This window comes from Nostoc sp. FACHB-190 (genome assembly GCF_014696905.1).
In the GTDB taxonomy this organism is placed as follows: Bacteria; Cyanobacteriota; Cyanobacteriia; order Cyanobacteriales; family Nostocaceae; genus Nostoc_B.
Genome location: NZ_JACJQW010000005.1, coordinates 288,241 through 313,841 on the forward strand (window position 1 = coordinate 288,241; position 25,601 = coordinate 313,841).

21 protein-coding genes are annotated in these 25,601 nt (G+C 42.0%); 10 read left to right on the plus strand and 11 right to left on the minus strand.

Features of this window, described 5'->3' with window-relative positions:
* Positions 1–13: 13 nt before the first annotated feature.
* The 3 genes from H6G28_RS09150 to modA all read right to left on the minus strand — a co-directional run bounded on the left by H6G28_RS09150 (position 14) and on the right by modA (position 4,475).
* A complete protein-coding gene (locus H6G28_RS09150; protein WP_242054495.1) occupies positions 14–727 on the minus strand; it encodes a PadR family transcriptional regulator in 714 nt (237 codons plus the stop codon).
* An 838-nt stretch (positions 728–1,565) separates the two neighbouring features.
* Positions 1,566–3,377 (minus strand): molybdate ABC transporter permease subunit, encoded by a 1,812-nt coding sequence (modB, locus tag H6G28_RS09155; RefSeq protein WP_190670372.1) that lies wholly within the window; start codon positions 3,375–3,377, stop codon positions 1,566–1,568.
* A gap of 279 nt (positions 3,378–3,656) precedes the next feature.
* Positions 3,657–4,475 carry a molybdate ABC transporter substrate-binding protein gene (modA, locus tag H6G28_RS09160; RefSeq protein WP_190670374.1) on the minus strand — a complete coding sequence of 273 codons (819 nt, stop codon included), beginning with the start codon at positions 4,473–4,475 and terminating at the stop codon, positions 3,657–3,659.
* A 642-nt stretch (positions 4,476–5,117) separates the two neighbouring features.
* On the opposite strand from modA, the gene H6G28_RS09165 reads away from it, so the two are divergent.
* Together H6G28_RS09165 and H6G28_RS09170 are read left to right on the plus strand one after the other, a co-directional pair.
* On the plus strand, positions 5,118–7,532 hold the full coding sequence (locus H6G28_RS09165) for a GH116 family glycosyl hydrolase (RefSeq protein WP_190670375.1): 2,415 nt from the start codon (positions 5,118–5,120) through the stop codon (positions 7,530–7,532).
* 438 nt (positions 7,533–7,970) lie between these two features.
* Positions 7,971–8,591 carry a hypothetical protein gene (locus H6G28_RS09170; protein ID WP_190670377.1) on the plus strand — a complete coding sequence of 207 codons (621 nt, stop codon included), beginning with the start codon at positions 7,971–7,973 and terminating at the stop codon, positions 8,589–8,591.
* 68 nt (positions 8,592–8,659) lie between these two features.
* Here the strand turns inward: H6G28_RS09170 and murG are convergent, their stop codons facing one another.
* On the minus strand, positions 8,660–9,730 hold the full coding sequence (gene murG, locus H6G28_RS09175) for an undecaprenyldiphospho-muramoylpentapeptide beta-N-acetylglucosaminyltransferase (protein ID WP_190670378.1): 1,071 nt from the start codon (positions 9,728–9,730) through the stop codon (positions 8,660–8,662).
* Positions 9,731–9,814: 84 nt separating this feature from the next.
* On the opposite strand from murG, the gene H6G28_RS09180 reads away from it, so the two are divergent.
* Both H6G28_RS09180 and H6G28_RS09185 read left to right on the plus strand, forming a co-directional pair.
* A complete protein-coding gene (locus H6G28_RS09180) occupies positions 9,815–10,624 on the plus strand; it encodes a DUF8623 domain-containing protein (RefSeq protein ID WP_190670379.1) in 810 nt (269 codons plus the stop codon).
* A 190-nt stretch (positions 10,625–10,814) separates the two neighbouring features.
* Complete coding sequence (locus tag H6G28_RS09185) at positions 10,815–11,588, plus strand: SDR family oxidoreductase (protein ID WP_190670381.1); 774 nt, start codon at positions 10,815–10,817, stop codon at positions 11,586–11,588.
* A gap of 421 nt (positions 11,589–12,009) precedes the next feature.
* Here the strand turns inward: H6G28_RS09185 and H6G28_RS09190 are convergent, their stop codons facing one another.
* Positions 12,010–12,384, minus strand: coding sequence for a DUF4870 domain-containing protein (locus tag H6G28_RS09190; protein ID WP_190670382.1), 375 nt, complete (start codon positions 12,382–12,384; stop codon positions 12,010–12,012).
* A gap of 290 nt (positions 12,385–12,674) precedes the next feature.
* Here H6G28_RS09190 and ade point away from each other — a divergent pair, with 290 nt between their 5' ends.
* Positions 12,675–14,309, plus strand: coding sequence for an adenine deaminase (ade, locus tag H6G28_RS09195; RefSeq protein ID WP_190670383.1), 1,635 nt, complete (start codon positions 12,675–12,677; stop codon positions 14,307–14,309).
* A gap of 103 nt (positions 14,310–14,412) precedes the next feature.
* Complete coding sequence (locus H6G28_RS09200) at positions 14,413–15,375, plus strand: ATP adenylyltransferase family protein (RefSeq protein ID WP_190670417.1); 963 nt, start codon at positions 14,413–14,415, stop codon at positions 15,373–15,375.
* On the opposite strand, the gene H6G28_RS09205 is transcribed toward H6G28_RS09200, so the two are convergent.
* The gene (locus tag H6G28_RS09205) at positions 15,337–16,827 is read right to left on the minus strand and encodes a DUF3084 family protein (RefSeq protein WP_190590708.1); all 1,491 of its coding nucleotides are present in this window, start codon (positions 16,825–16,827) and stop codon (positions 15,337–15,339) included. The genes H6G28_RS09200 and H6G28_RS09205 overlap by 39 nt on opposite strands.
* Between H6G28_RS09205 and H6G28_RS09210 the strand changes: the two genes are divergently transcribed.
* Positions 16,820–17,041 (plus strand): hypothetical protein, encoded by a 222-nt coding sequence (locus H6G28_RS09210; protein WP_190590707.1) that lies wholly within the window; start codon positions 16,820–16,822, stop codon positions 17,039–17,041. The two genes, H6G28_RS09205 and H6G28_RS09210, sit on opposite strands and share 8 nt — an antisense overlap.
* Positions 17,042–17,074: 33 nt before the next feature.
* Here H6G28_RS09210 and ntcA read toward each other — a convergent pair whose 3' ends face one another.
* Positions 17,075–17,746 carry a global nitrogen regulator NtcA gene (gene ntcA, locus H6G28_RS09215; RefSeq protein ID WP_015113299.1) on the minus strand — a complete coding sequence of 224 codons (672 nt, stop codon included), beginning with the start codon at positions 17,744–17,746 and terminating at the stop codon, positions 17,075–17,077.
* 847 nt (positions 17,747–18,593) lie between these two features.
* Here ntcA and fabI point away from each other — a divergent pair.
* Entirely contained in the window at positions 18,594–19,370 is a 777-nt protein-coding gene (gene fabI, locus H6G28_RS09220) for an enoyl-ACP reductase FabI (RefSeq protein WP_190590706.1), read from the plus strand.
* Positions 19,371–19,548: 178 nt separating this feature from the next.
* Positions 19,549–20,196 carry an imidazoleglycerol-phosphate dehydratase HisB gene (gene hisB, locus H6G28_RS09225; protein ID WP_190670385.1) on the plus strand — a complete coding sequence of 216 codons (648 nt, stop codon included), beginning with the start codon at positions 19,549–19,551 and terminating at the stop codon, positions 20,194–20,196.
* A gap of 251 nt (positions 20,197–20,447) precedes the next feature.
* Here the strand turns inward: hisB and egtD are convergent, their stop codons facing one another.
* The 3 genes from egtD to egtC form a co-directional block, all read right to left on the minus strand.
* Positions 20,448–21,485: an L-histidine N(alpha)-methyltransferase gene (gene egtD / locus H6G28_RS09230; RefSeq protein ID WP_190670386.1), complete on the minus strand. Its 1,038-nt coding sequence runs from the start codon at positions 21,483–21,485 to the stop codon at positions 20,448–20,450.
* A gap of 162 nt (positions 21,486–21,647) precedes the next feature.
* Positions 21,648–23,075, minus strand: a complete 1,428-nt coding sequence (gene egtB / locus H6G28_RS09235) for an ergothioneine biosynthesis protein EgtB (RefSeq protein ID WP_190670388.1) — start codon at positions 23,073–23,075, stop codon at positions 21,648–21,650.
* A complete protein-coding gene (gene egtC / locus H6G28_RS09240; RefSeq protein WP_190590702.1) occupies positions 23,047–23,838 on the minus strand; it encodes an ergothioneine biosynthesis protein EgtC in 792 nt (263 codons plus the stop codon). The genes egtB and egtC overlap by 29 nt, the downstream gene beginning before the upstream one ends.
* A gap of 206 nt (positions 23,839–24,044) precedes the next feature.
* On the opposite strand from egtC, the gene H6G28_RS09245 reads away from it, so the two are divergent.
* A complete protein-coding gene (locus H6G28_RS09245) occupies positions 24,045–24,395 on the plus strand; it encodes a DUF6717 family protein (RefSeq protein WP_190590701.1) in 351 nt (116 codons plus the stop codon).
* A 74-nt stretch (positions 24,396–24,469) separates the two neighbouring features.
* Here the strand turns inward: H6G28_RS09245 and H6G28_RS09250 are convergent, their stop codons facing one another.
* A complete protein-coding gene (locus tag H6G28_RS09250) occupies positions 24,470–25,591 on the minus strand; it encodes a glycosyltransferase family 4 protein (protein WP_190670390.1) in 1,122 nt (373 codons plus the stop codon).
* Positions 25,592–25,601: the final 10 nt, after the last annotated feature.

A 25,601-nucleotide genomic window follows, 5' to 3' on the forward strand; every position in this document is an offset into this window, starting at 1 on the left:
TCAGCAAAATAGGCTACTGTTCAGCGAGGAATTTATAAATATCACGCTTTACCTGAACAAGCAATTCCTTGACTCGGTTTGCTTGTTCTAAATTGCCACTGCGACCAATTTGTGCGACGACATCATGTAACTCTATTAAAGTTTGGCGCAACTCAATCAATTCCGAAGGCTTGTTTTCTGCAAAACTGTCATAAGGATTTTTTGAAGGAGATTGCTGTTGGCGATCGCTTAGTAACTGTCTACCATTATCTGTAATTGTGTAGATGCGCTTACCTTCGACTTGTTCACTAGTCAAATAACCGCCTTCTTCCAACATTTGTAGTGTTGGATAAACTGAGCCTGGACTCAGCTTACGAAAGCCTCCACGACGATTTTCTAGCTCTTTAATCAGTTCATAACCATGCTGGGGACGCTCTGATAAAAGCGCCAGCAGCATAAATTTGATGTCACCGCGCCGGGTGCGTGGCTCATCTCCCCAGTCACCACCAAATGAACCCCGGTGTCCATGTCCATGTCGTCCACTCATAGCAAATTGATGGGCAAATTTATGCTGGTGATGCTCCGATAAAAGTCCCAGCAGTTTCAATTTGATGTCACCGCGCCGGGTGCGTGGTTCATCACCCAATAAATCTCTGTGTCCACGTCGTCCACCGCCCGAAAATTGCTGGGCAAATCCTTCTCCAGCGTGGGCTGGTACAGGAAAACGTGAATGAAATTGTCTAAACATTATGTAACTCCTTGTGTTTGTTTGACGTATCACGATATATCGTTATCGTTAAATAAAATATATTCCGATATATCGGAATTGTCAACAAATAATTTTCAACACAGCAGTTAAAGCATAGATATAGGACTTACGCGCAAGGTTGTTTGTTGAGATTGGGTGTGAGGGTATGGGAGTGTAAGGGTTTGGAACACTTACACCTTTACTCTTTACTCAGCACTCACAAAAAGACTAGTACAGGTCGGCTTAAATACAATACGGTTCTGCTCTACCTATTAAACAATGAGAAAGATTTGGGGGATTCTCCACGCCACATGCTTCAAGTCGGCAAAGCCGCCCAACGCAGTGGCTCCCCAAGCCCCCGATTGGGGGACGGTTGCGTCCCCCAAACCCCCTCCAAAATCATTTGGCTGTTTTTTTTGAGTTATCATTTACTGGTTTTGTTGTAATTTATTTTTCTTACCTGAACCGTATTGGGCTTAAATAAACAGACCACACTTCGACCACGCGGTAGTTGAATCTCGAAACTTCTCTTCTCCTGCCGGAGACGCTACGCGAACGACAAGCTGCTCAGTACATCGCTTCGCTCGATTACCGCGAAGCCGAAACTCAGTGACCATAAGGAATTGCTAAAAGGCTTGTGGTATCAATATTCTTTCTTTTTCTTTTTGCCCTTCGGGTTCACCATTTGACGACAGTTGCCTCAAGTCGGGAGACCCTTTCAGCAGTTCCTCCTGGGGGAAACCCCCAAGACCGGACTGCTTCACCACGGCACTGTCTCCTTTATGCCGGGAAACCCGTCCACCGCAATGGCTCACCTTTTTACTTTTGCCTTGTTGTACTAATTTTCCATCAACATCAAACGCAGAGGGTCTAAACACACGTACCAAGGGAAAGGTTTGTCTTTGATATTCACCCATTTCTCTTTGAAGACCTCTGCTTGTAGGTGATAGTCTTGCAGATTATTAGGGGCGGTGTGTAGTTTTAAAAATAATGTCATCCTATGGGGTGTTTCGCTGGTTCGCACTAACCAACAGGGAAAGGTATTAACGGGAGATTCATCTGCGGAAAAGATGAGTTGATGAGCGCGAATCCCGATGTGAGAGAGTTCATCAGGAATTGGTTGAACAACTTGCAAATGACAACCCCAATCTAGGGCTTGGATTGTTTGCGTTCCTTGAACAGCAGCACGAGAAAAGTTTTTACAGCCAGTTAATTTAGCTACGCTCACACTAGCAGGATGCTCGAAAATTTCATATTTGGAACCGTGATGAACGGCTTGACCTTGTTCCAAGACTAATAAATTTGGACAAACGCGGTAAGCTTCATCCATGTTATGGGTGACAAATAAGGCCACACCTTGGTAATCGGCTAGAGTTTCGGTCATCTGTTGTTCTAGTTGACTCCGCAGATGAGTATCGAGGGCGGAAAATGGCTCATCGAGAAGTAATGCTTCTGGTTGACTGGCTAAGGCTCTGGCTAAGGCGACCCGTTGTTGTTGACCACCGGAAAGTTGATGGGGATAGCGATCGCCCAATCCAGGTAACTGCATTGCTACTAGTTGTGCTTCGATTTGCAGTCGGACACTTGACGCAGATAATCCCTTGGGTAAGCCAAAAGCGATGTTTTCCGCCACTGTCATATTCGGGAACAGAGCATAATTTTGGACTAAAAAACCAATGCGGCGATCGCGGCTAGGTACATTAACGCCTTTTTCAGAATCAAATAACACCCTACCATTCAAAACGATTCGCCCTCTAGTTGGGGTTTCAATTCCTGCAATGCAACGCAGAATCATACTTTTACCTGCGCCGGAACCACCCAACAAGCCTAGTGGTTGTTCGTTGGTACTAAAGGAAACTTGCAAATGAAAACTGGGTAATTTTTTTTCAATGTCTACAAACAGACCGATTTCAGAAGTTGGCGCAGACACAACATAAGATTGAGCCACTCGTCTTTCTGATTTTCTTGTTCCTGTTTCCTTGTGTCTTCCCTTTTCTTTGACTTCTTGCCAAAAATTTACCGCAATAATCCCCGACAGGGAAATTACCATAATTGCGATCGCCCAAAACCAAGCTTCATCCATTGCGCCTGCTTCCACAGCAAAATAAATCGCCATTGGAATTGTTTGGGTTTGTCCAGGAATATTCCCCGCCAACATTAAGGTTGCGCCGAATTCACCCAAAGCACGGGCAAAAGCCAAGGTCGTCGCTGCTAAAATTCCCGGTAAGGCTAAAGGTAAACTAATTCGCCAAAAAATTCTCGATTCACTTGCACCCAGGGTTCTCGCTACCCGCAGCAAATTACCATCAATTTGTTCAAAAGCTCCCAGGGCTGTTTTATACATTAACGGGAAGGAAACCACAGTCGCGGCGATCGCTGCACCATACCAAGTAAAAACAATCGTGAAATCAAAAGGCTCCATGAATTTCCCCACAGGCCCATTCTTGCCAAAAAATAACAGCAATAAAAAGCCGACAACTGTGGGTGGTAAAATTAGCGGCGCAACAAAAATACTCTCAATTAAAGATTTAGCCTTACCACGATAACTGAGCATCCAATAAGCCGCCGCAATGCCCACAAAAAAAGTGATAAATGTTGCCAATAATGCAGTTTTTAGCGATATCCAAAGCGGTGATAAATCCTGTGGCATAGTTTATATAATCAAATATTTTCAACTTTTCCCAAGAGATAATGACAAAAAATATAGGGATACGGTTTGATTCCTGAATCTAGTTGTGTAAGCAGGGAGTAGGGAGTAGGAAAGACGGTTGATCTGGGTGTACTGATTTTTTTCATAAATCAAATATGAGTCCTATCGCAGACAATATTTTCTTATTTGATGTATTCCAAATCTTGCATCTTGTTGATGAGCGAAGTCGAACAACGGTTAGTTATCGCCATCGAACCAAGCTTGGTGAGCGAAGTTGAATCAACCTCCAGCCCACACAAAACCATGATTTTTAAATACATTTTTAGCTTCATTATTACTAGATAAAAACTGCTCAAATTCTTTAGCAGCATCAATGTTTTTACTACTTTTAATCACTGCAATGGGATAAACTATAGGAGAATGACTATTTTCAGGTGCATTAGTTACCACTTTAACTTTTGAACTAGTTTTGGCATCGGAAAGATAAACTAACCCAGCATCAACATTACCGGATTCTACATAATTTAAAGCTTGGCGTACATCTTTAGCGTAAACAACCTTACCTTTAAGTTTGTCAGCAATTTTTAACGAAGTCAAAACTTGTTGAGCATATTGTCCCGCAGGGACACTTTTTGGTTCACCCAAAGCAACTTTCTTAATTTGATTTGAAGTTAAATCTTTAAAATCTGATATATTTGTCGAGTTTTGTGGGGCAATTAATACTAGTTGATTTTTTAATAAATCTTTCTTAGTACCATCAACTAACAAACCCTTTTTATCCAGTGCATCTATTTGTTTAGTTGCGGCGGAGATAAAAACATCAACTTTTGCACCTTGTTCAATTTGCTGCTGTAAAGCACCCGATGAACCAAAGTTATAGGTTAGGTTCACGCTTGGTTTTACCTGATTGTAAATTGGTTTGATGGCTTCAAGTGCATCTTTGAGACTAGCTGCGGCTGAAATAGTTAAAGTGGTGGTCTGGGCTTTTGGACTAGTAGTTGTGGCTGAGTTGGGTGTATTTGCTTGATTACAACCAATAACTAATAGACAAGCGAAGAATAACCAACAACTAAAAGCTAAAATGCGTTTAAAACTCATTGCCAGTTTTTAATTCATCTAATTACCAACCTAACACGAGAAAAGTTGGTAAGTAACAGTAAATTATTTAAATACACGAAAATCTGGAATTTCTGTAACGAAGAGTTCCAAATCTTAACCTATTACTCTGAATGATTACATCTGTTCAGATTCCCGACTTCTGGGATCTAGCGGCTCAAAACTTTACTATAGCTAGGTTGCAAATAAAAAGCCCCCGGTGTTTACCAGGGGTATCTATCTCTATCAGCATCAACCTATTCCTACATAAAAGAGAATCGCACTTATCAGGGTTTATTGCATCCGCATTCATGTAATAATTGCATATTTTGAATTGAATTTTTGCATAAAAATATCAGGTATGGGCTGTAAAAGTTTTTCACACCTACACCCTGACACCCTCAAACCCCTAAACCCTTGATTTTTCATCTCACTGCGTTATTCATTTTCAAGAAAAAGGCTTAACGTTTTGTTAAGCCTTAAAATGTCCTAGTGCTTAAGCAGACATCCGTGATTAATGTAGAAATATTAGCTTGACAGTTCATCTCTCTAAAGGAAGTCATTTTTACTTACAGAAAAAACTTGAGAAAAATTACACATCGCGTTAAGCTTCCTAAGCGTAACTGCACGCTGTGACATCAGGCGATGACAAATCAAAACTCCCACGAAATTCCTTCTTGTACTTGGAACCGTCCCATCGGGTTAGGTTGGGATAAACCTTATACCGTCCGCTATGCCAGTAATCTTGACGATGGCCCTTGGCATGGAATGCCTTTGGGTGGTTTTGGTGCAGGCTGCATTGGGCGTTCTTCGAGGGGAGATTTTAACCTGTGGCACATCGATGGCGGTGAACATATCTTTAAAAATGTGCCGTCTTGTCAATTCAGTGTGTTTGAGTCCAATGGCACAACTTCTCAAGTTTATGCTTTATCGACTCAATCACCGGAAGATGGTAGTCTCCAGACTTGGCAATGGTACCCAGCGAGTAGTGAGTCAACTTCCACCGGGACTTATCATGCTTTATACCCACGTAGTTGGTTTGTGTATGAAAATGTCTTTCAAGCAGAATTAACTTGTGAGCAGTTTTCGCCGATTTGGGCAGATAATTATCAAGAAACTAGCTATCCGGTGGCGGTGTTTTTGTGGAAGGCGCATAACCCCAGCAATGTACCAATTACTCTCAGCATTATGTTGACTTGGGAAAATATGGCGGGCTGGTTTACTAATGCGTTGAAGTCGCCGGAAGTCAAGATACGCGATGATGGTAGCCCAGTGTATGAATATCAGCCGCGCTGGGGTGAAAGTCAGGGCAATTACAATCAATTAGTGGAAAATTCTCTACACTTTGGTTGTGTTTTCGGAAGGGTTGGAATTACGGAACCTGTGCAGGAAGGTGACGGGAGTTGGTGTATTGCAACGGTGAAACATCCGCAAGTGGAAGTTTTTCACCACAGTAAATGGCATCCTGACGGTACAGGTGAGGAGGTATGGCAAAGCTTTGCTAGTGATGGTTCTTTGCCTAACTATCTAGATACCAATCCGGCGGTAGAAAATCAACAGTTAGGAAGTGCGATCGCAGTTCGCTTTACTCTCCAACCAGGAGAAACTTTAGAAATTCCTTTTGTGTTGGCTTGGGATTTACCAGTGACGGAATTTGCGGCGGGAGTGAATTATTACCGCAGATATACAGATTTCTTTGGTAAAAATGGCAATCATGCTTGGGAAATTGCGACTACTGCTTTAGACAATTATCAAACATGGCGATCGCAAATTCAAAGTTGGCAAGCACCAATTCTCAACCGCGAAGATTTGCCAGATTGGTTCAAAATGGCGTTATTTAACGAATTATACGACTTAACTAGTGGTGGTACTCTCTGGAGTGCAGCTTCAGAACTCGACCCTATCGGCCAATTTGCTGTGCTGGAATGTTTAGATTACCGTTGGTATGAAAGTTTAGATGTGCGGTTGTATGGTTCCTTTGGGTTGCTGTTGCTGTTCCCAGAACTAGAAAAGTCGGTGATGCGGGCTTTTGGGAGGGCAATTCCCCAAAGTGATGACCATCAGAGGATTATTGGCTATTACTATACCATTGGTGCAGATACGACAACTGCCGCCCGGAAAGTCGCAGGTGCAACACCCCACGATTTAGGCGCACCCAATGAACACGTCTGGGAGAAGACGAATTACACCTGTTATCAAGACTGTAATTTGTGGAAAGATTTAAGCTCTGATTTTGTTTTGCAAGTTTACCGCGATTATTTGCTGACTGGTGCTGATGATGTAGAGTTTTTGGCAGATTGTTGGGATGCAATTGTCCAAACTCTCGATTATCTGAAAACTTTCGACAAAGATGGCGATGGTATTCCAGAAAATTCTGGCGCACCAGACCAAACTTTTGATGATTGGCGGTTACAGGGCGTGAGTGCTTATTGTGGCGGGTTGTGGTTGGCGGCTTTGGAAGCAGCGATCGCAATTAGTGATATTTTAATAACGAACCGCCAAGGCGCAGAGGGCGCGGAGAAAGAGAAGCAAAAGTTTATTTATGAGGGTTGGTTAGCGCAATCTCGTCCTATCTATGAGGAAAAGTTGTGGAATGGACAATATTATCGGTTAGATAGTGGCAGTGGTTCTGCTGTGGTGATGGCAGATCAGTTATGTGGGCAATTTTATGCCAGATTACTAGAACTACCGGATATTGTACCGAGCGATCGCGCCCTTTCTACCCTGAAGACTGTTTATGATGCTTGTTTCTTGAAATTCCAAAATGGTGAATTTGGTGCGGCGAATGGTGTACTTCCCGATGGTTCCCCAGAAAACCCCAAAGCCACCCATCCTTTAGAAGTGTGGACAGGAATCAATTTTGGACTAGCGGCGTTTCTTGTGCAGATGGGAATGCAGGATGAAGCTTTACGAGTCACACAAGCTGTTGTGCAGCAAATTTACAACAACGGCTTGCAATTCCGCACCCCAGAAGCCATTACCGCCGCCGGGACTTTCCGCGCTAGTACTTATCTTCGTGCAATGGCAATTTGGGGTATTTATTTAGTGATGAGTAAATAGACATCTGGTGAACATCAATGTAGAGACTTTATACAGCAAATTCGATGTTTATGAGGTACAAAAAATGATTGAAAAAAGTCAGGAATTACGCAGAATCATGAAAAAACGAACCGCAAAGGGCGCAAAGGACACGAAGTTAATAGGATTCGAGAGTGTTTTTGCGTAAGTCCTAAAAGTAATGAGTAATGAGTAATGAGTAATGAGTCATAAATTTACTTATAGCGTTTCTTATTCTAGTGAAGTACAAGCAAGCCCTAATTAAACGCAGATGGACGCAGATAAATTTGTACCTCAGCAGACTAGGAAAGGCTATATTACTCATTACTCATTACTTAATACTCATGCTGTATCTCACTTACTTCAAAAGTGATGTATATAACGTCTCTACATTAGTGAAATCTTGACTTGGTTAAAATCAACATATTGAGAAGTTGAAATATGACTAAAATATTACAACCAGGACAAAGTTACACTTTTAGTAATTACTTCCAAATGTCCTTTCCAGTAGAAGATATATTAAAAGAGCTTGACTACAATTATACTAGTCAAAAATTAGACTTACCTGTTGTCGAGAATCTTCCCAGTAGCTTTGAGCAGTTAAATACAACTATCAACAGAAATCTACGGCTGACTAGTTTGTTGACAGAGGATGCTAGAAAACAAGCGGCGGTCGCTCCGATATTATTCGAGGTGTGCGATTATTATCAAACTAAGCTGAACATTGAGTATCCGGTGAATGCCGGTGAATATTTAAAAGGCACATTAGATTATTACATCAAAAACAGCAAAGAATTGTTAGTGGTGGAAGCCAAAAACGCTGACTTGACTAGGGGTTTTACTCAACTAGCTGTAGAGTTGATAGCATTGGCAAAAATTAATGAGTCGGAATCAACCAAGATTTATGGTGCGGTAACAATCGGTAATATCTGGAAGTTTGGTTTTCTAGAGCAGCAAAATAATTTAATTTATGAGGATTTGAATTTTTACATAGTACCAGATCAACTAGAAATATTGTTCAAGATATTACTAGGGTTGCTGGGTACACCTGTTGTAGAATAACAACAATATAAAATAAAAGAAGACACGAAATCTCGTGTCTCTAGATAAGATTTGCTTTGCTGAATTATTTAAGTTTCCAGCACTTCTCGCAACAGAGAAGCCAATTTATCCGCACTATCAGGAACTGCGATCGCTTTGGCATTTTCCCTCATTTTGGTTAACTCGGCGGGATTTTGCAATAACTCTAAAACTTGAGTTTGCAATTTTTCGGCGGTTAACTCTGATTGTTTATCTGTAATTGCTGCGCCAGCTTTAGTAAATACCTCGGCGTTGTAAGATTGATGATCTTCCGCCGCAAAGGGGTAAGGGATCAAAATTGCAGGTGTACCACACACGGCTAATTCTGTTAAGCTACCAGCACCAGAACGACTAATTGCTAAAGTTGCACGTCGCAACAGCGCCGCCATATTGTCATAAAAGGGTAACTCTATATATTGCGAATGTTTAAAAATCCCGGCATCGGGATCGCGATCGCCTGTTAAATGCACAATATAAGCACCAGTATCTAACCAAGCACTCGCCGCTTGACGGACGAATTTATTTACAGCCACTGCGCCTTGACTACCCCCAAAAACCACAATTAAGGGTGCATTCTCAGGAATATTTAAATCGAGCGGGGGAACTGCTGCTGCTAAAAATTGCGATCGCACTGGTGTACCAACACAAACATTTTTCGCTTTGGGTAAATACTTAGCAGCCGCTTCAAACCCCAGCGCCATTGCATTGCACCAAGGGCCAAAAAACCTTGTTACCTTTCCTGGTAAAGCATTAGATTCGTGAAAAACTACAGGTAAACCCAAAGAACGCGCCGCAATTACCGCAGGCCCCGCAATATAACCGCCTGTAGTAAACACCCCTTGAAATTTCCCCTGTTTGAGAATTCGTCGAACTTCTATAATCGAACCAGTGAGTTTACCCAAAATCTTTAGAGATGCAAGTCCGAACCCTTGCTGGAACCCTTCAACTTCAATAATATTCAAGGGATACTGTTTGGGAACAAGTTGCGTTTCTAGTCGATTCGGCACACCCAACCATTCAATTTCATAGTTTGGCAGTTTTTCTGCCAGTGCGATCGCCGGAAACAAATGTCCACCAGTCCCACTGGCAGCTATGAGTAATCTTATCGGTGCGTTTGTCATCAAACCTCTACCGTTTAGCGCCTAGCTTAACTAAGATAAAACAATTTCCCGACCTTCATGAATAAAATCAGTAAACTGTTACCAATGACTAACATTATTCCTATATTCCGCAAACGCCAACCCCGATTTTTAACTCCAAGTTGGCTGTTATTATCGCTACTCACACTTGGTTTAACTAGCAGTTTACACAGTGTGCAAGCCGCTACTCCCCAAGCTCCACCAGCAGAACTAAATAATTTACTAACGCAAATTGATACAGCCGCTAGTAAAGGCAATGCTCAAGCCGTACTTCAATTCTATAGTCCCAATTTTACCAATGGAGATGGCTTAAACCGTACAAACTTGGAAAAAGCCCTGGTGACTCTTTGGAAACAATACCCCCAATTACGCTACACCACAAAGCTGCAATCTTGGAAATCAGAAGGTAATGCCATTATTGCCGAAACTGTCACTAACATTTCTAGCGCCCCATCCACTAACGCTAATAATTTGGCGCTAAATGCCACAATCACATCCCGTCAAAGAATTGCAGGCGGCAAAATTGTCAGTCAAGACATCTTAGGCGAACGGACTTTGATTACTAGAGGTAATCAGCCACCCCAACTTGATGTTAAATTACCCCAGCAGGTAAAAGTTGGGCAGCAGTATAGTTTTGATGCCATTGTGAAAGAACCATTGGGAGAAGATTTTCTGCTAGGAGCAGCCACGGAAGAACCAGTCAAAATCGAAAAATATCTCAACCCCGCACCTTTAGATTTGCAATTACTCACATCCGGCGGCATTTTTAAGGTTGGACGCGCACCTGCTACACCCGGTAATCAATGGGTTTCCGCCGTGGTTGTTCGCGGTGAAGGAATCACAATGGTAAGTCAGCGTTTAAGAGTAGTGAAATGAAGTCGGAAATTTGAAGCACATACTATACAAACAAACCCCGTATTTCGGCAAGCGCAATGACCGCCTGCGCGGTTTGTAGATCCTCCTGTTGGTGAGCGCAGTCGAACCACCAACTCCTTTCATCTTCACCTTGGTCAATAGTTCAGAATTATTGGACAATTAACACTGGACTATTGACTATTGACTAACAATGATTTCCCTACAAAATCAAATTGTGTTAATTACTGGCGCAAGCAGTGGAATTGGTACTGCTTGTGCCAAAGTTTTTGCAGGTGCTGGTGCAAAGTTGATTTTAGCGGCGCGACGGCTAGAACGTTTGCAGCAGTTAGCAGACAGTTTAAATCAAGAATTTGGTACAGCCACTCATTTATTACAGCTAGATGTGCGCGATCGCCCTGCGGTAGAATCAGCAATCAATAATCTGCCTGCTGAATGGTCGAATATAGATATTCTCATCAACAATGCCGGTTTGAGTCGCAGTTTAGATAAGCTGCATGAAGGCGACTTTCAAGACTGGGAAGAAATGATTGATACCAATATCAAAGGTTTGCTTTACCTCACCCGCTACGTCGTTCCCGGAATGGTCAGCCGTGGTCGTGGTCATGTGGTCAATCTTGGTTCCATCGCCGGACATCAAACTTACCCTGGTGGTAATGTTTACTGTGCAACAAAAGCTGCTGTTAAAGCAATTTCCGAAGGTTTAAAACAAGACTTGTTAGGTACTCCAGTCCGCGTCACTTCTGTTGATCCTGGGATGGTAGAAACGGAATTTAGTGAAGTGCGGTTTCATGGCGACACAGAACGCGCCAAGCGAGTTTATCAAGGCGTAAATCCCTTAACGGCTGATGATATTGCTGATGTGATATTTTTCTGCACCACGCGATCGCCCCACGTTAACATTAACGAAGTCATCCTTATGCCAGTAAATCAAGCCAGCGCCACTCTCGTTCATCGTCATAATTAGTACTGTTTTAATATACGTAAACAATTATTAGATAGGACTTACGCACCAAGATTGTCTGTGGAGGTTGGGTATAGGGGTGAAAGGGTATGGGGTGTAAGAGTTTTAAATACATACACCCCTATACCCCTACACCCTTAATATTTCGTCTTACTGCGTAATACCATTTTGGATTTTAGATTTTGCGAAAAGTTGCGTGGGCGGGTTCCCCGACTTGAGCAAACTTTTCAAGACAGATTTTGGATTGATACAAGCTTTACTGGTAAGCTTTTGGGCAATTCATTTGTCGCAATCATTCTTCAATTTGGTATAAGTCCTAAATTCTTATGTACCACTTGTGAATAATATTCCTAACATTGTCTAATAAAAAAGGGATGATTTACTCATCCCTTTCTATAACTAACTTTATCTACACCCATAACAATTAGAAAACTCGGAAAATAAACGGATAACGGAAAGGCTCATCAGGATTACTGAAACAGTGTAAAAGTGCAACAATTGTTAATCCCCAGTGTAATAAAAAGCCAAAAGCGACAACGGGAAAAAACAAAATTCCACCAATACCAAAAGTCAGCCAAGATAAAACAGTAATGGGTACACCAACTACAGTTGCCCAAAACCAAACATTGAAGTGAAAATTAATTGATTCCTTAGCGTTACTTTTAACAACTGGGTCATCCGAGATAATGTTAATAACAATCGGCACACCAACTGAAAACAACGCCGTACTAAAAAAAATCGCCCCATGACACAGAGATGATAGCAACTTGCGCTTATCAGAATCGTATGAAACTTGCATCCTGCAAGGCTCCTCAATTTGTTTCTTGTCTTTTATTCTAAAGGCTCTTTGTTAAGCATTGTATGGTAGTTTACCGTACTCAGTAAATTATCGACTATTTCTTAACTATTGATTAACTTTGCTGCTACTCATCAGATATAAATGATAGTGTTTACCGTACTTCTATGTTTGAAGGCTATTGCCTAGAAGATATTTGTAAAGCCGTCCTTTAACGAAGCGAAGGACGGGGTTTCAGACCCATTTTTCTGATGAAAATTACGTCATAAACCCTTGATTATTGGGGGTAAGTTATGAACAATTTAATAATTTATGGCAACATTGTAGATATTCTTCACAAAACCATATTTCCGGGAAAAGTCTTCATTGAGAAAGGGCGCATTCAGTCTATCGAACGTCAAGATGGGCAACACTACGAACAATATATTCTCCCAGGTTTTATTGATGCTCATGTTCATATTGAAAGCTCAATGCTTGTACCCTCAGAATTTGCCCGACTCGCAACGGTACATGGTACAGTTGCCACAGTGTCTGACCCCCATGAAATAGCTAATGTTTTGGGTATTGCTGGTGTTCGCTTTATGCTGGCCAATGCTGCCCAAACACCGTTTACAGTTGCCTTTGGTGCGCCTGCTTGCGTTCCAGCAACTCAATTTGAAACCGCAGGTGCAGCACTAACACCCGAAGACATCCACCAACTCTTTCAAGAAGATGGTATTTCCTATCTAAGTGAAGTGATGAATGTTCCTGGTGTTTTGGCATCAGATCCAGAGATAATGGCAAAAATTGGTATGGCTTTAGAACTGGAACATCCTGTTGATGGTCACGCGCCAGGACTTTGTGGTGAAGCAGTACAACGCTACGCATCTGCCAAAATTTCTACTGACCACGAGTGCTACACCATAGAAGAAGCACAAGACAAACTTGCAGTCGGGATGAAAATTTTGATTCGAGAGGGTTCAGCAGCCAAAAATTATGCAGCCCTACACTCCTTGATTGATTCTCATCCTGAGCAGTGTATGTTCTGTAGTGATGATAAACATCCTGATGATTTGGTAAAAGGGCATATCAATGAACTGGTGCGGCGTTCAGTCGCCCTCGGTCATGAGGTAATGAAGGTACTGCAAATTGCCTGTGTAAATCCTGTACTCCACTACAACCTGAATGTGGGACTGCTACAAGTGGGCGATCGCGCTGATTTAATAGTGGTAAATAATCTGCAAGAATTTCAAGTGCTGTCTACCTATTGCAATGGTGTTTTAGTAGCGAAGTCAGGCAAAGCTTTACTTGCATCTGTCCCAGTTACACCCATCAATAACTTTGCTACCGAACCAAAGCAAATCGCGGATTTTTGCTTACCAGTACAGGGTTCTACTGTACGAGTTATTGAAGCCAGGGATGGACAGTTAATTACAGGAGAGCAACATTTACCAGCACATATTCATCAGGGAGAAGTCATTGCTAATTTAGAGTATGACATCTTGAAAATTGCTGTTGTTAATCGTTATCAAAATTTACCACCAGCGATCGCTTTAATCAAAAATTTCGGCTTAAAACGAGGTGCGATCGCTTCTAGTGTTGCCCATGATTCCCATAATATTGTTGCAGTGGGTACAACTGACACAGAAATCTGTACTGCTGTCAATGCAGTAATTAATACTCAAGGCGGTATAGCCGTAGCTGATGGTGACACCATTCAAGTGCTTTCACTTCCAGTAGCAGGACTGATGAGTATTGCAGACGGTTATACTGTTGCTCAAAGTTACGCCAACCTGGATACTTGGGCAAAATGTCTCGGTTCAAAACTTTCTGCACCATTTATGACCCTTTCATTCATGGCGCTTTTAGTGATTCCCGATTTAAAACTCAGTGACCAGGGATTATTTAACAGTAAGAATTTTCAATTTGTACCAATTTGGGTGAGCTAATGAGAACACTTCATAAGGCGTACAGAAAGATTAATTGCACAATTGCGATCGCTTGGCGTTGAACCTGATTTAGACTGATGAATGTTAAATCATGCACTCATCAATGCTCAAGGGAGAAATTTTCCTGAAAACTGGCACTTTATGGACAAGTGTCAAAGAAACTACGTTACATGCTCTCAAATGTGGGGCATTGCTTTCTATTCCAACAGAATTTGAATTTGTTGAGCAAGACGGCGTTAACTTTCTAGTCCGAATTTTATCGAACCTAACCCGCAAAGACGCAGCCAAGAAACAGCAAGATAAACAAACTAATGCTGGTAAAGATTTCAACCCTTTCCTTCCCTATGAACAAGATTTATTTGTGGCGGAAATTTCCGATACTCATGTCTGTATTTTGAACAAATTCAACGTTGTTGACTATCATCTACTCCTCATTACCCGCGCTTTTGAAGAACAAGAAAGCCTACTCACCCCAGAAGATTTTGCGGCGTTATTGGCTTGTTTTGCTGAGTTTGAAGGTTTAGCTTTTTACAACAGTGGTAAAATCGCAGGTGCGAGTCAGCGACACAAACATTTACAGATAGTACCTTTACCACTCGCTCCTGCTGGAGTACAGATACCTATTCAACCATTATTCGCATCAGCAGAATTGAAAGATGGTGTAGGAAAAATATCGCAACTACCGTTTGTTAATGCTTTTGCCACTTTAGATCCGAATTGCTTGGAATCTCCGTTAACCTCAGCAGAAGCTATTTGCCAGGTATATCACAATTTGTTAAGTGCTGTGGGGATAGAAATAGTTGATAGTCAAACACCATCTGCGGCTTACAACTTACTAGCAACTAAAGAATGGATGTTAATCGTACCGCGATCGCAAGAAAAATACCAATCAATTTCTGTTAACTCATTAGGATTCGCTGGTGCTTTACTAGTACGAAATGAACAAGAAATGCAACTCCTCAAAAACACAGGCCCAATGAACATCTTGAAAGAAGTGGCTGTCCAAGAATCAATAGTCAATACTAATTTAAGTACTAAAAATCACTTTACCGTTTTGGACAGCTAATAATTTCACGCGCAGAGGCCCGGCTGTGTATGTATCTTCGGCGGCGATCGCTTTAATATCTAAAGGCTGATCATATTGTCTTAGCTGGTTAATAAAGCGCAAAAATGTGCCATCTACTTGCACGCCTTCTACAATGCCGGCATTTCTGGCGCGAAACTGGGAAGCCGAAATCAGCAAATCTAATCTTTGCCGTAACTGATAAGATGTCATGGTTTTGGGGTCGGCGCTAGTACTGGCTAACACCTCTCCTCCCGCAAAGACTAAGACATTACGTGCGGCATCTGCAAAAAATTCTATCTGTTTTTCGCCCCGGACGTAATTACCTGCGGAGAAAATTCGCACGACATACTCCCTACCATCACTAATTTGTCTAATCAACTGCTCAACTCTTTCGGGAGTGACGCGCAATATTTGGGTATTTTCTGGCGTTGCGCTCGGTTCAGTTAATTGAAAGATGGCATTTTGGTTAGCATCGCCTAAAAGTTGCAACACCGCCTGACGCGCCGCCGAGGCTTGACTGACTTGAATTACTGCACCAGCTAAAACTTGACCACGCACTAACGCCAACTTGCCTAAACGCAGGTCTTGATAAGACTGATAATATTTTTCGAGTCTGGCTACTTCTTGTTCTAAATAATCCTGTTGTCTTTCTAATTCTTTGAGGCGAGCTTCTCTGGTTGCAATTACCTGTTCTCTGGCAGTAATTTCTAAATTGCGATTTTGAATGAGTTTATCTAATTGGGCGATTTTGCGATCGCGCTGTTCAATAATTTCTTGACGATTGGCGAGTTCCTGATCTCGTTTGGAAATAGCGGTTTTCGCTTCATCAATCGCCTTTTTCGCCTCTGCGTACAATCTTTGTTGTTCTGCCTTTAATTGTCCTACCGCTACTTGTAAGGCTTTTCTTTGGTTATAAACGTTTTCTAATTCTGACCGCGCTTGCTGATATTGAGTTGCAACTTGATTCAAACGCCCTTGAGTGCTTTGTAATTGCCCTTGGATCTTTGCTTGGCGGCTTAGAGTTTGGTTAAGTTTTGCTTGGGTTTCCCGTTGTTTTGCATTGGCCGCTTGCAAAGATTTATTAATTCTTTGTAAGTCTTGTTGCGCTTGGGTTTGTTCTTTTCTGGCTTGACTTAATTCTGTTTCGACTTGGCTTTTTTGGGCTTCTGCGGTTTTGAGTTGTTCCCGCTTGTTTCGCAAGTCTTTTTGAATATCTTCTAATTCAAAGACTCCCTTACGCAAGCCCTCATCCGCAGCAAACAAAATGCCCAAAGTTGATGCAGAAATCAAGCCACCAGTAAAAATCGTCACCACCACCGCCGTATTTTTGGGACGAAGCTTAAAGAGTGAGAGGCGAGCTTTGCCAACCCGTGTGCCAATGCGATCGCCCACAGTGGCTATTACGCCTCCCAAAATTAAAATTGCTGCAATGAGGATGTACCCGGTGGTCATCTTCAGCTACCGAAATGGTTCCAGATACAGCCTACTACTTTCGACCATTGTCTGTGGAGGGTTGGAAATTGGCAATAGCGAAGATTTATCAATTTATGATTTGCCTCCAGCTATGGGTATTATCTGCAAAAACACCAGACTTGCCAACTTCATTACCTCCAATTGCTTTGAACAACCAACAATGCCAGAGTCAGAAAGCCCAAATGCAGAATGAATCAAGGTTTGATTCTGACTTCTGACTTCTGTTTTAAGTGAACTGCCTACTTAAGCTAACAGGTTTATGCACAGTAATCTTCTTTTTATGAATAGAAATCATTTTCTTTTCGCGTAAATCACCAAGTAACCTAGTGACTGTGACGCGAGTCGAACCAATTGCTTCTGCGATCGCTTGATGAGATAGCTTCAGATCAATTGTGATTCCATCTGCACAAGGAACACCAAAATCACGACAAAGAATTAATAAAAAACTCACCAATCTAGAACCCATATCCCGGTGAGCGAGAGTTTCAATCATCATCTCTGTCTGTAAAATCCGCGAAGATAGACCCCGCAGCATTAACATAGACAATTCTGGATTTTCCTTGAGTGCTTGCTCTACTTGTTCGATTGGTGCTGATAGCAATTCTACAGGTGTAAATGCAACAGCATGGTAAAACCGATCTGACTTATTTCCAGTCAGCAAAGACAAAACACCAAAAACACTATTTTCCCGTAACAGTGCTACCGTTATTTCTTCTCCTGCTTCGTATACCCTGGAAAGTTTTACAGCACCCTTAAGAAGAAAATAAACTCGTTCAGCAGGATCGCCCGGAAAAAAGATCGTTTTGTTTCTTTCAAACGTTTCCACCACTGGCGGAAACGCCCCAGTTGCCATCTGACGAAAAACATTTGCTAGGGCTTTATCTTGTGTCACGATCATCTCCCTTCCCCTACCCAATGCCGGAAAAACAAATAAACTGATTACCTAAGAATACACCTGAAAAATCAATAAATCACCGTCAACCTTTCTGTACTTTCCTATACTCAAAAGCCGAACTTCAGACTTATTTGTTCATAATGATACATAATTTTTCACCTTTTTAGCTAGTAGTTGTTATAAGTACTTACAAACTCCTATTCATCAGGTTTTTTGCTAAAAAATTCATTATATCTTGAGAATATCTTCAGGAATAGCAGACAATTTTTATGCAGCAAACACACCAATTGAATTAAAGAAAAATTCAGATAGCAGAATTGAAGACGCAAAATTAGTCAATGGAGAAAAACACTCACCACTTAATTTGCTGTGTTGTTTGTTGATTCATCCACTAGCCTCACAGAATTTCACCCTCAATTCAGGCTTCTGGTTTCTTGATTCTGGCCTGTGAAACATGATTTTGATAAATCAAGAAAAACAGGCCTCAGTTTCTAGTATCCTCCTAAGAGGATGTCTGAAAAAGTCCCAGGTGATACACTCAGCAGTTGAAGTATCCTCAATTCCCCTAGAAAATTTAGACTTCTGGCTGTAATTGCCTTTGAAACAGAAAAGTGAACACAGCCACACAGCAGTCAAAAACAGTGATTAGGGGGAGCAAAACCCGAATTTCTCACGTATGGGTAAGGGATGTGGGGAGTGTGGGGAGTGTGGGGAGTGTGGGGGGAAAGATTTCTTCACCATCCTCCCACTCCTCCCACATCCCTGGATTTCTCTCTTGTGAGAAATCCAGGAAAAATCTTTGATACTGCTCAGACATCTTTTATCATGATTGATCCTGTTAATAATTTCTATGCTGAATCTGACTGGAAAAAACGCCCTCGTTACAGGTATTGCCAATAATCGCTCCATCGCTTGGGGTATCGCCCAACAACTGCACGCAGCCGGGGCGAACTTAGGTATTACTTACCTCCCCGATGAACGTGGCAAGATGGAGAAAAAAGTTGCGGAATTGGTAGAACCTCTGAATCCCAGCTTATTTGTTCCCTGTAATGTTCAAAATGATGAACAGATTCACTCTACCTTTGAAGCGGTGCAAGAAAAGTGGGGTAGATTAGATATCCTCATCCACTGTTTAGCTTTTGCAAATAAAGATGATTTGACTGGAGGCTTTAGCCAAACTTCCCGTTCGGGTTTCAATACAGCTTTAGAAATTAGTACCTATTCCCTAGTACAGTTAAGTGGCGCAGCGAAACCGTTAATGACTGAAGGCGGTAGCATTGTCACCTTGACATATTTGGGTGGCGTGCGAGCTGTGCCGAATTACAACGTGATGGGAGTTGCCAAAGCAGGTTTAGAAGCAAGTGTGCGTTATCTTGCAGCAGAACTCGGCCCGCAAAATATTCGGGTTAATGCTATTTCGGCTGGGCCAATTCGGACTTTGGCTTCTTCGGCTGTTGGGGGAATTTTAGATATGATTCACCATGTAGAAGAGGTAGCGCCTTTACGACGTACTGTAACTCAACAAGAAGTGGGTAATACTGCGGCCTTTTTGTGCAGTGACTTAGCTAGTGGTATTACTGGGCAAGTGCTGTACGTGGATGCAGGATATGAAATTATGGGAATGTAATAAGATTTGGGGAGTAGTGAGTGGGGAGTGTGGGGAGTGTGGGGAGAGAGGGGAGTGTGGGGGGAAAGATTTCTTCACCATCCTCCCACACCTCCCACCCCCCTGGATTTCTCTCTTGTGAGAAATCCAGGTTTATTCCCAACTCCCCACTCCCAACTCCCAACTCCCTCAATTAACTATGCAAATCAGCGATACTTCTCACAAAGACTCAATTCTGCACCAAGTTTCCCTAAACACAGCGCGTATTGCTTCGGTTCACCGTGTGACTGGTGAAACTGATGTGCAAGTAACTGTCAATTTAGATGGGACAGGAAAATGTCATGCGGCGACTGGTATTCCATTTTTAGACCACATGTTGCATCAAATTTCCTCTCACGGTTTGATTGATTTAGATGTCCAAGCCAAAGGAGACTGGGAAATTGATGATCATCACACTAATGAAGATGTTGGGATTACTTTAGGTCAAGCTTTGCATCAAGCGTTGGGTGATAGAAAAGGAATAGTTCGTTTTGGTAATTTTTTAGCACCATTAGATGAAGCATTGATTCAGGTGGCGTTAGATTTTTCGGGACGGCCTCATCTCAGTTATGGTTTAGAAATTCCTACCCAAAGAGTTGGTACTTATGACACTCAGCTAGTGAGGGAATTTTTTGTTGCATTGGTGAATCATAGCCAAATGACCTTACACATTCGTCAATTAGATGGTATTAATTCCCATCACATTATTGAAGCAACATTTAAGGCTTTTGCTAGAGCTATGCGAATGGCTACAGAAGTTGATCCCCGTCGCGCTGGGACAATTCCTAGTTCTAAAGGTGTTTTATAAAAAAGGCAGGAGGCAGAAAAGTCAAAAGTAAAAAACCAAAAATCAAAAGTACTCTTGATCTTTGACTTTTAACTTTTGCCTTTTGACTTACCGCTACAAGGTTGAGGCAGGAGGTAAATATTATTACTCTACCTGCCATTTGTGCTTTTGAAATGTCCTACCTTATGCCTAGACTGCTATATTTAGATGTGTTTCCAGGCTAGACAGCTACTTATTTGATTCTGACTCCTGGATTCTGACTTCTAACTTCTTCAAGCAGATTGAAACTGACATAATAACAAACCAAACCACTGATTTGTATCAGTCCATGTTTGAACCGGAACTAAACCACGGCTTTGGAGTTGTTGTTTAATGGTGTTCAGGTTAAATTTGCGCGAGATTTCGGTCAAGATAGTTTCGCCTGGGGCAAAGTTAACGGTGAGGTTGAGAGATTTTAATTGCACAGTTTGCGATCGCATACTCCGCAAGTGCATTTCAATTTGATTTGCAGTTTCATTATAAAATGCCCAATGTTCAAATTGTGTGGTATCAAAATTGCCCTCAAATCTGCGATTTAAATGCTCCAGCATATTGATGTTAAATGCTGCTGTCACACCTTGGCGATCGTTATAAGCTGGTTCCAAAATTTCTTTTGGTTTTTGTAAATCGACTCCCAGTAAAAAATATTCACCTACTTGCAGTGCATTGGTAATTTGCGAAAAGAAAGCATCACACTCTTGGGTTGTCATATTTCCCAAAGAACTACCAATAAAACCAATCATCCTACTTGGTGACTGTTTTGGTGGGAGTTGTGCTAAAGCCATTTCATAAGTTCCCGCCAATGCGTAAACTTGCAGTGAGGGATATTCTTCGAGTAACTTTCTCGCGCTATTTTCCAACATTCCCGCGCTTATATCTATTGGCAAATAGCACTGAAGCCCCCCTAACTTTTGATAAGCATCCAGCAAAATTCGGGTTTTGGTCGAACTCCCACTACCCAGTTCTACTAATTCACAAGCACCTGTGATTTGAGCAATTTCATCTGCATACTGTTGCAAAATTGCTGTTTCTGTGCGAGTTACGTAATATTCGGGCAATTCACAGATTTGTTCAAATAAATCAGAGCCTTGGTCATCATACAAGTAGTATGGAGGTAAATATTTGGGGTTGTGCGTTAATCCCTTGACTACATCACGTCCTGCTGTTGATGTGACTACTTTTGTGGCTTCTACCAAACGCTGTATTTGCAAACGTTCTTCTAGGCTGGTTAGAGAAGTAACTTTGCTGTTGACAGCTTGAGATATTGTCATTTAACCTCCGTAGAGTTGCAGTAGTAGATTGCTTGGCAACCCAAGCTTTCCTCTAGCTAGTGAAACACACAGCCACAGCTGCTAACCTCACGCTTAAGCTAGATCAATCAAGGTTTAACACTAAATTTGCGTATTTACCACTAAAAAAGCCATAAACTTTCGTTAATTAACACTTGTAGCACAGCGAAAACCTGTAAAAACTTGGCGTACACAGGGATAGTACCAGTTCCGAAAACTACAACGTGCTACCCAGGGACGAGTTGCCCAACTACCGCCTTTTAATACACGGTGTTGGTGATCAAAATAAACTTGCGAGTAACCCACATAAGGGTAACTTTGAAAACCTTGGTATGGTGTAAACCAAGAAGCTGTCCATTCCCAAACATTGCCGAGGGTATCTAATAAGCCGTAGGGACTTTCGCCTCCAGGGTAGTTACCGACTGGGGTTGTCTGACCGATGAGGCGATCGCAATTACAATATTTTTGTGAGGGCATTTCTTCACCCCAAGGATAGGTGCGCCGACGTTGAGCTTGAGCATCCCAACTAGCAGCTTTTTCCCATTCGGCTTCTGTGGGTAAACGCTTGCCAACAAACCGCGAATATGCTTCCGCTTCGTACCAACTCACACCGCAGACTGGATGATCATCATAACTGCGATCGTTCTGCCAATATAGCGGTTCTGTTACCTGTTCTACTTGTAGCCATTGCCACCCAGCATCAGACCACCACTCAGGATTTTTATAGCCTCCCGCCGCCATAAATTCCCGATACTGCCCACAAGTCACCGGGTAACGGTCAATCCAATAAGTATCCAGATATACTCGATGACAAAAACTCTCATTATCCAACGCATCCAAAGAATTATTTCCCATTTCAAATTCCCCAGCCGGAATCATCACCATCTGGGTGTTGAGTGCTGAGTGCTGTACACTGAGCGGAGTCGAAGTGTGAGTGCTGAGTGCTGTACACTGAGCGGAGTCGAAGTGTGAGTGCTGAGTGCTGAGTGTGATGTTATTCCCTTGTACCCCTACACCCTCGCACCCTTGCTTACTGAGCGCAGTCGAAGTAGGGTTACTGAGCGCAGTCGAAGTAGGGTTACTGAGCGCAGTCGAAGTATGCACCCCTACACCCTTTCCTCTTTTCGACAATTCCAACACATAGCTGAGAATTTCACAGTGTTGACTTTCGTGCTGAATTAAAAATCGCCACAGACGTTCTTGGGGTTTAATATCAACCACTTCCAGATATTGCAGCACTTTCTCGCGGACTGTCTGCAAGTAATAACGGATTTCGGCTAAGTTTGGTAATTTGACACGTTCTGACTTGGGTAAACCATCAGCCGCAAACAGCTTACGATATTGCGGAAATAAACACCTTAAACCCGCACTATGTTCTAGCAACCATAAAGACTCAGTGTAAGCAATATGTCCTAAGTGCCAGCCAATAGGACTAAAATCAGGATGATACTGATTGCAAAATGTAATATCGTCTAGCTCATCCAACAGCTTTAAAGTTCTTTTTCGACAATCATTTAAAGCATAATAAATAAATTCTTTGGTGCTAGTAGATTTGCTCAATTTTGATATCACAGTCTTCTCCCACACTGATGATGCTATTCTCTGGGCAAGGATTCCAATTACCAGGAAATAAAGGTTCCGAAGCAATAATTACTGAGTTCGGGAAATTCAGATCATCTCGTATCCAATACAAAGACGGATTTGCTGCACCAATAGCAAAACGCGAAGCTATCAAACGTTTACCATCACTGAAAATAATGTTAGCTAAAACCTTGATTTGATGACGTTTCGCTAGTTCAGCAATACCTAACAAAGTAGTGCGTAAGGCATATTCTGGCGGACGATGTTTGTTAATTTGACGCTGAGAAAGTAACAACGCAAATAAATGTTCAGAATCTGTACTGCCATAAATTTTGTCGTAAAATTCTGGTGCTAAAGTGCTACGAATTCTGCGGTGTAATGTTTGCCGAAAATTTTCAATGAATCCGTTATGCAGAAATAGCCAATTTTCGTGATTAAATGGCTGACAATTGGCAAAATCTAAAGCTTGCCCGATTGTGGCACTGCGGACATAACCTAATACGCAACTTGATTCTACGTAACGGCTCAGATGGGGTAAGTTAATATCATTCCAAATCGGCAATGTATTTTTGTAGATGTAGGGAGCAGTATCTTTGTGACTATGATACCAACCCATACCAAAACCATCTGCATTTACTACCCCAGAATTCATTTCACGGGGTTGATAACTTTGGACAATCAAAGAATGTTCTGGTTTATACAGAAGATGCTCCAAAGATACAGGCGAACCAAGATAGGCAAGTAAACGGCACATGATAAAAGTATTTACTCCCAATTGCAGTACAGAATAAGCTTTTTGGCTGAGAATTTCCTGAATTGTAAATGAGTTTGCCCTATACTTGCCGTTTTCACTCTGCCAACCTCCTGATGCACTACAATTTTTTCAAGTTATATTATTCTCTAGTAATTAGTAACCTTGACTACAAAATTATTTACCAATTACTTAACCGATAATTGCTCATGACTAACTCAATGATGGTGATTTTTCCATACAGGCACAATCAAACATGGGTATTTGATGATGAGCGTCTGGGTTTGGTGCAAGAACCGTTTGTGAGTGGTGTACCTGAGATGATTGATATTCTGGTTCAGGGTATAGCTAATGTGGATGAAGGGTTTAAATTGCTGTTTTCTGCTAGTCCTTTCCCTGGTTATCAAGCCGAATTAACTTGGTTACGTGAGGAGTACAACGGTAATTGGTATTTGTGGCGGGAAAAAGGTCTGGAAGGTTGGTTATGTCCAGCGTTATTTAAATATTTTGAGCAAGCGCCAGCAAAAATATATTGTCAAGCTGAAGGTTTGTATTCCTAAATTATGCGTGAAATACAAAATCCCCGAATTCTTAAAAAAATCGGGGATCTGAGCATATCGATATTTAGCTATATTTACGAAACGCCAGGTATCAGAGAACGCAGAGTATTAATAAAGTTTTGCGCGTAGTTCTGGGTGGAAAAATCGAGGGCGCGTTGGCGTGCAGCGACGGCGACCTTTTGGGCAAAGTCTTGTTCATCTAGATAGCGGAGAATTGCGATCGCCAATGCTTCAGAATCACCGTAAGGTGTTAATAAGCCATTCACTCCGTCGGTGATAATTTCGGTGGGGCCGCCAGCATTACCCGCAATGACAGGTTTACCTAGCGCCATCGCTTCGATAATCACAATGCCAAATGGTTCTTGATCAGAAGCATGGACAAAAACATCCATCGCTTGCACCCATTCGGGGATATTGCGCTGGAGTCCGGGCAGAATGACTTTTTCTTGCAGTCCTAAATTTACTATTTCTGATTTCAGAAAGTCTTCGTAGTCTGCTTCTAAGTCATGCTTACCACCAACTACCACACAATGAGCATTAGGATATTTCTGTAAAACTTTTGGCATTGCTTGAACGAGGACGTGCATTCCTTTCCAGCGTTGCATTCTGCCGACAATGCCAATTAGCGGCCCCTGTAATGGCAAACCCAACTTTTGCCGCGCCATAGCAGGAGTAGGCAAAATAGCAGGATCAAAACGATCTAAAGCTACCCCTGGATACACTAAAGATACTGGTAGTTGTGGGGTGATTTTTGATTGCGCCGCTTGAATAGCTTTGGTAATGGTGACTACGCCACGCGCCGGCATCAGATTAACTAAGCGTTTTAAAAAGTTCTTCCCATCGGGTGTTTCTTGTTGATACCACAGTGCCGGTTTACCTGCTAGTAATCCTGCCAGTCCGCCTGTTAAATGAGATAGCCACATCCAACTGATAATTACATCTACCTGTTGACGTTTAGCTATGAGTGCTATCTTGATGGCTGTGGCAACTAAACGGTGTAATTGACGGACACGACCACTAGGAAAAACCTGTGCATCAATACCAAGCGATCGCACTTGTTTGACTAAGGAACCATCTTCACCAAAAATTACTAACCACTCAATATCACTATTTCGTCCTTGCTGCAACAGATCCCAGAAAGTCATTTCACTGCCACCGCGTTGTTCAGCCAATGGCATCAGGATCATCACTTTCATATAATTAACC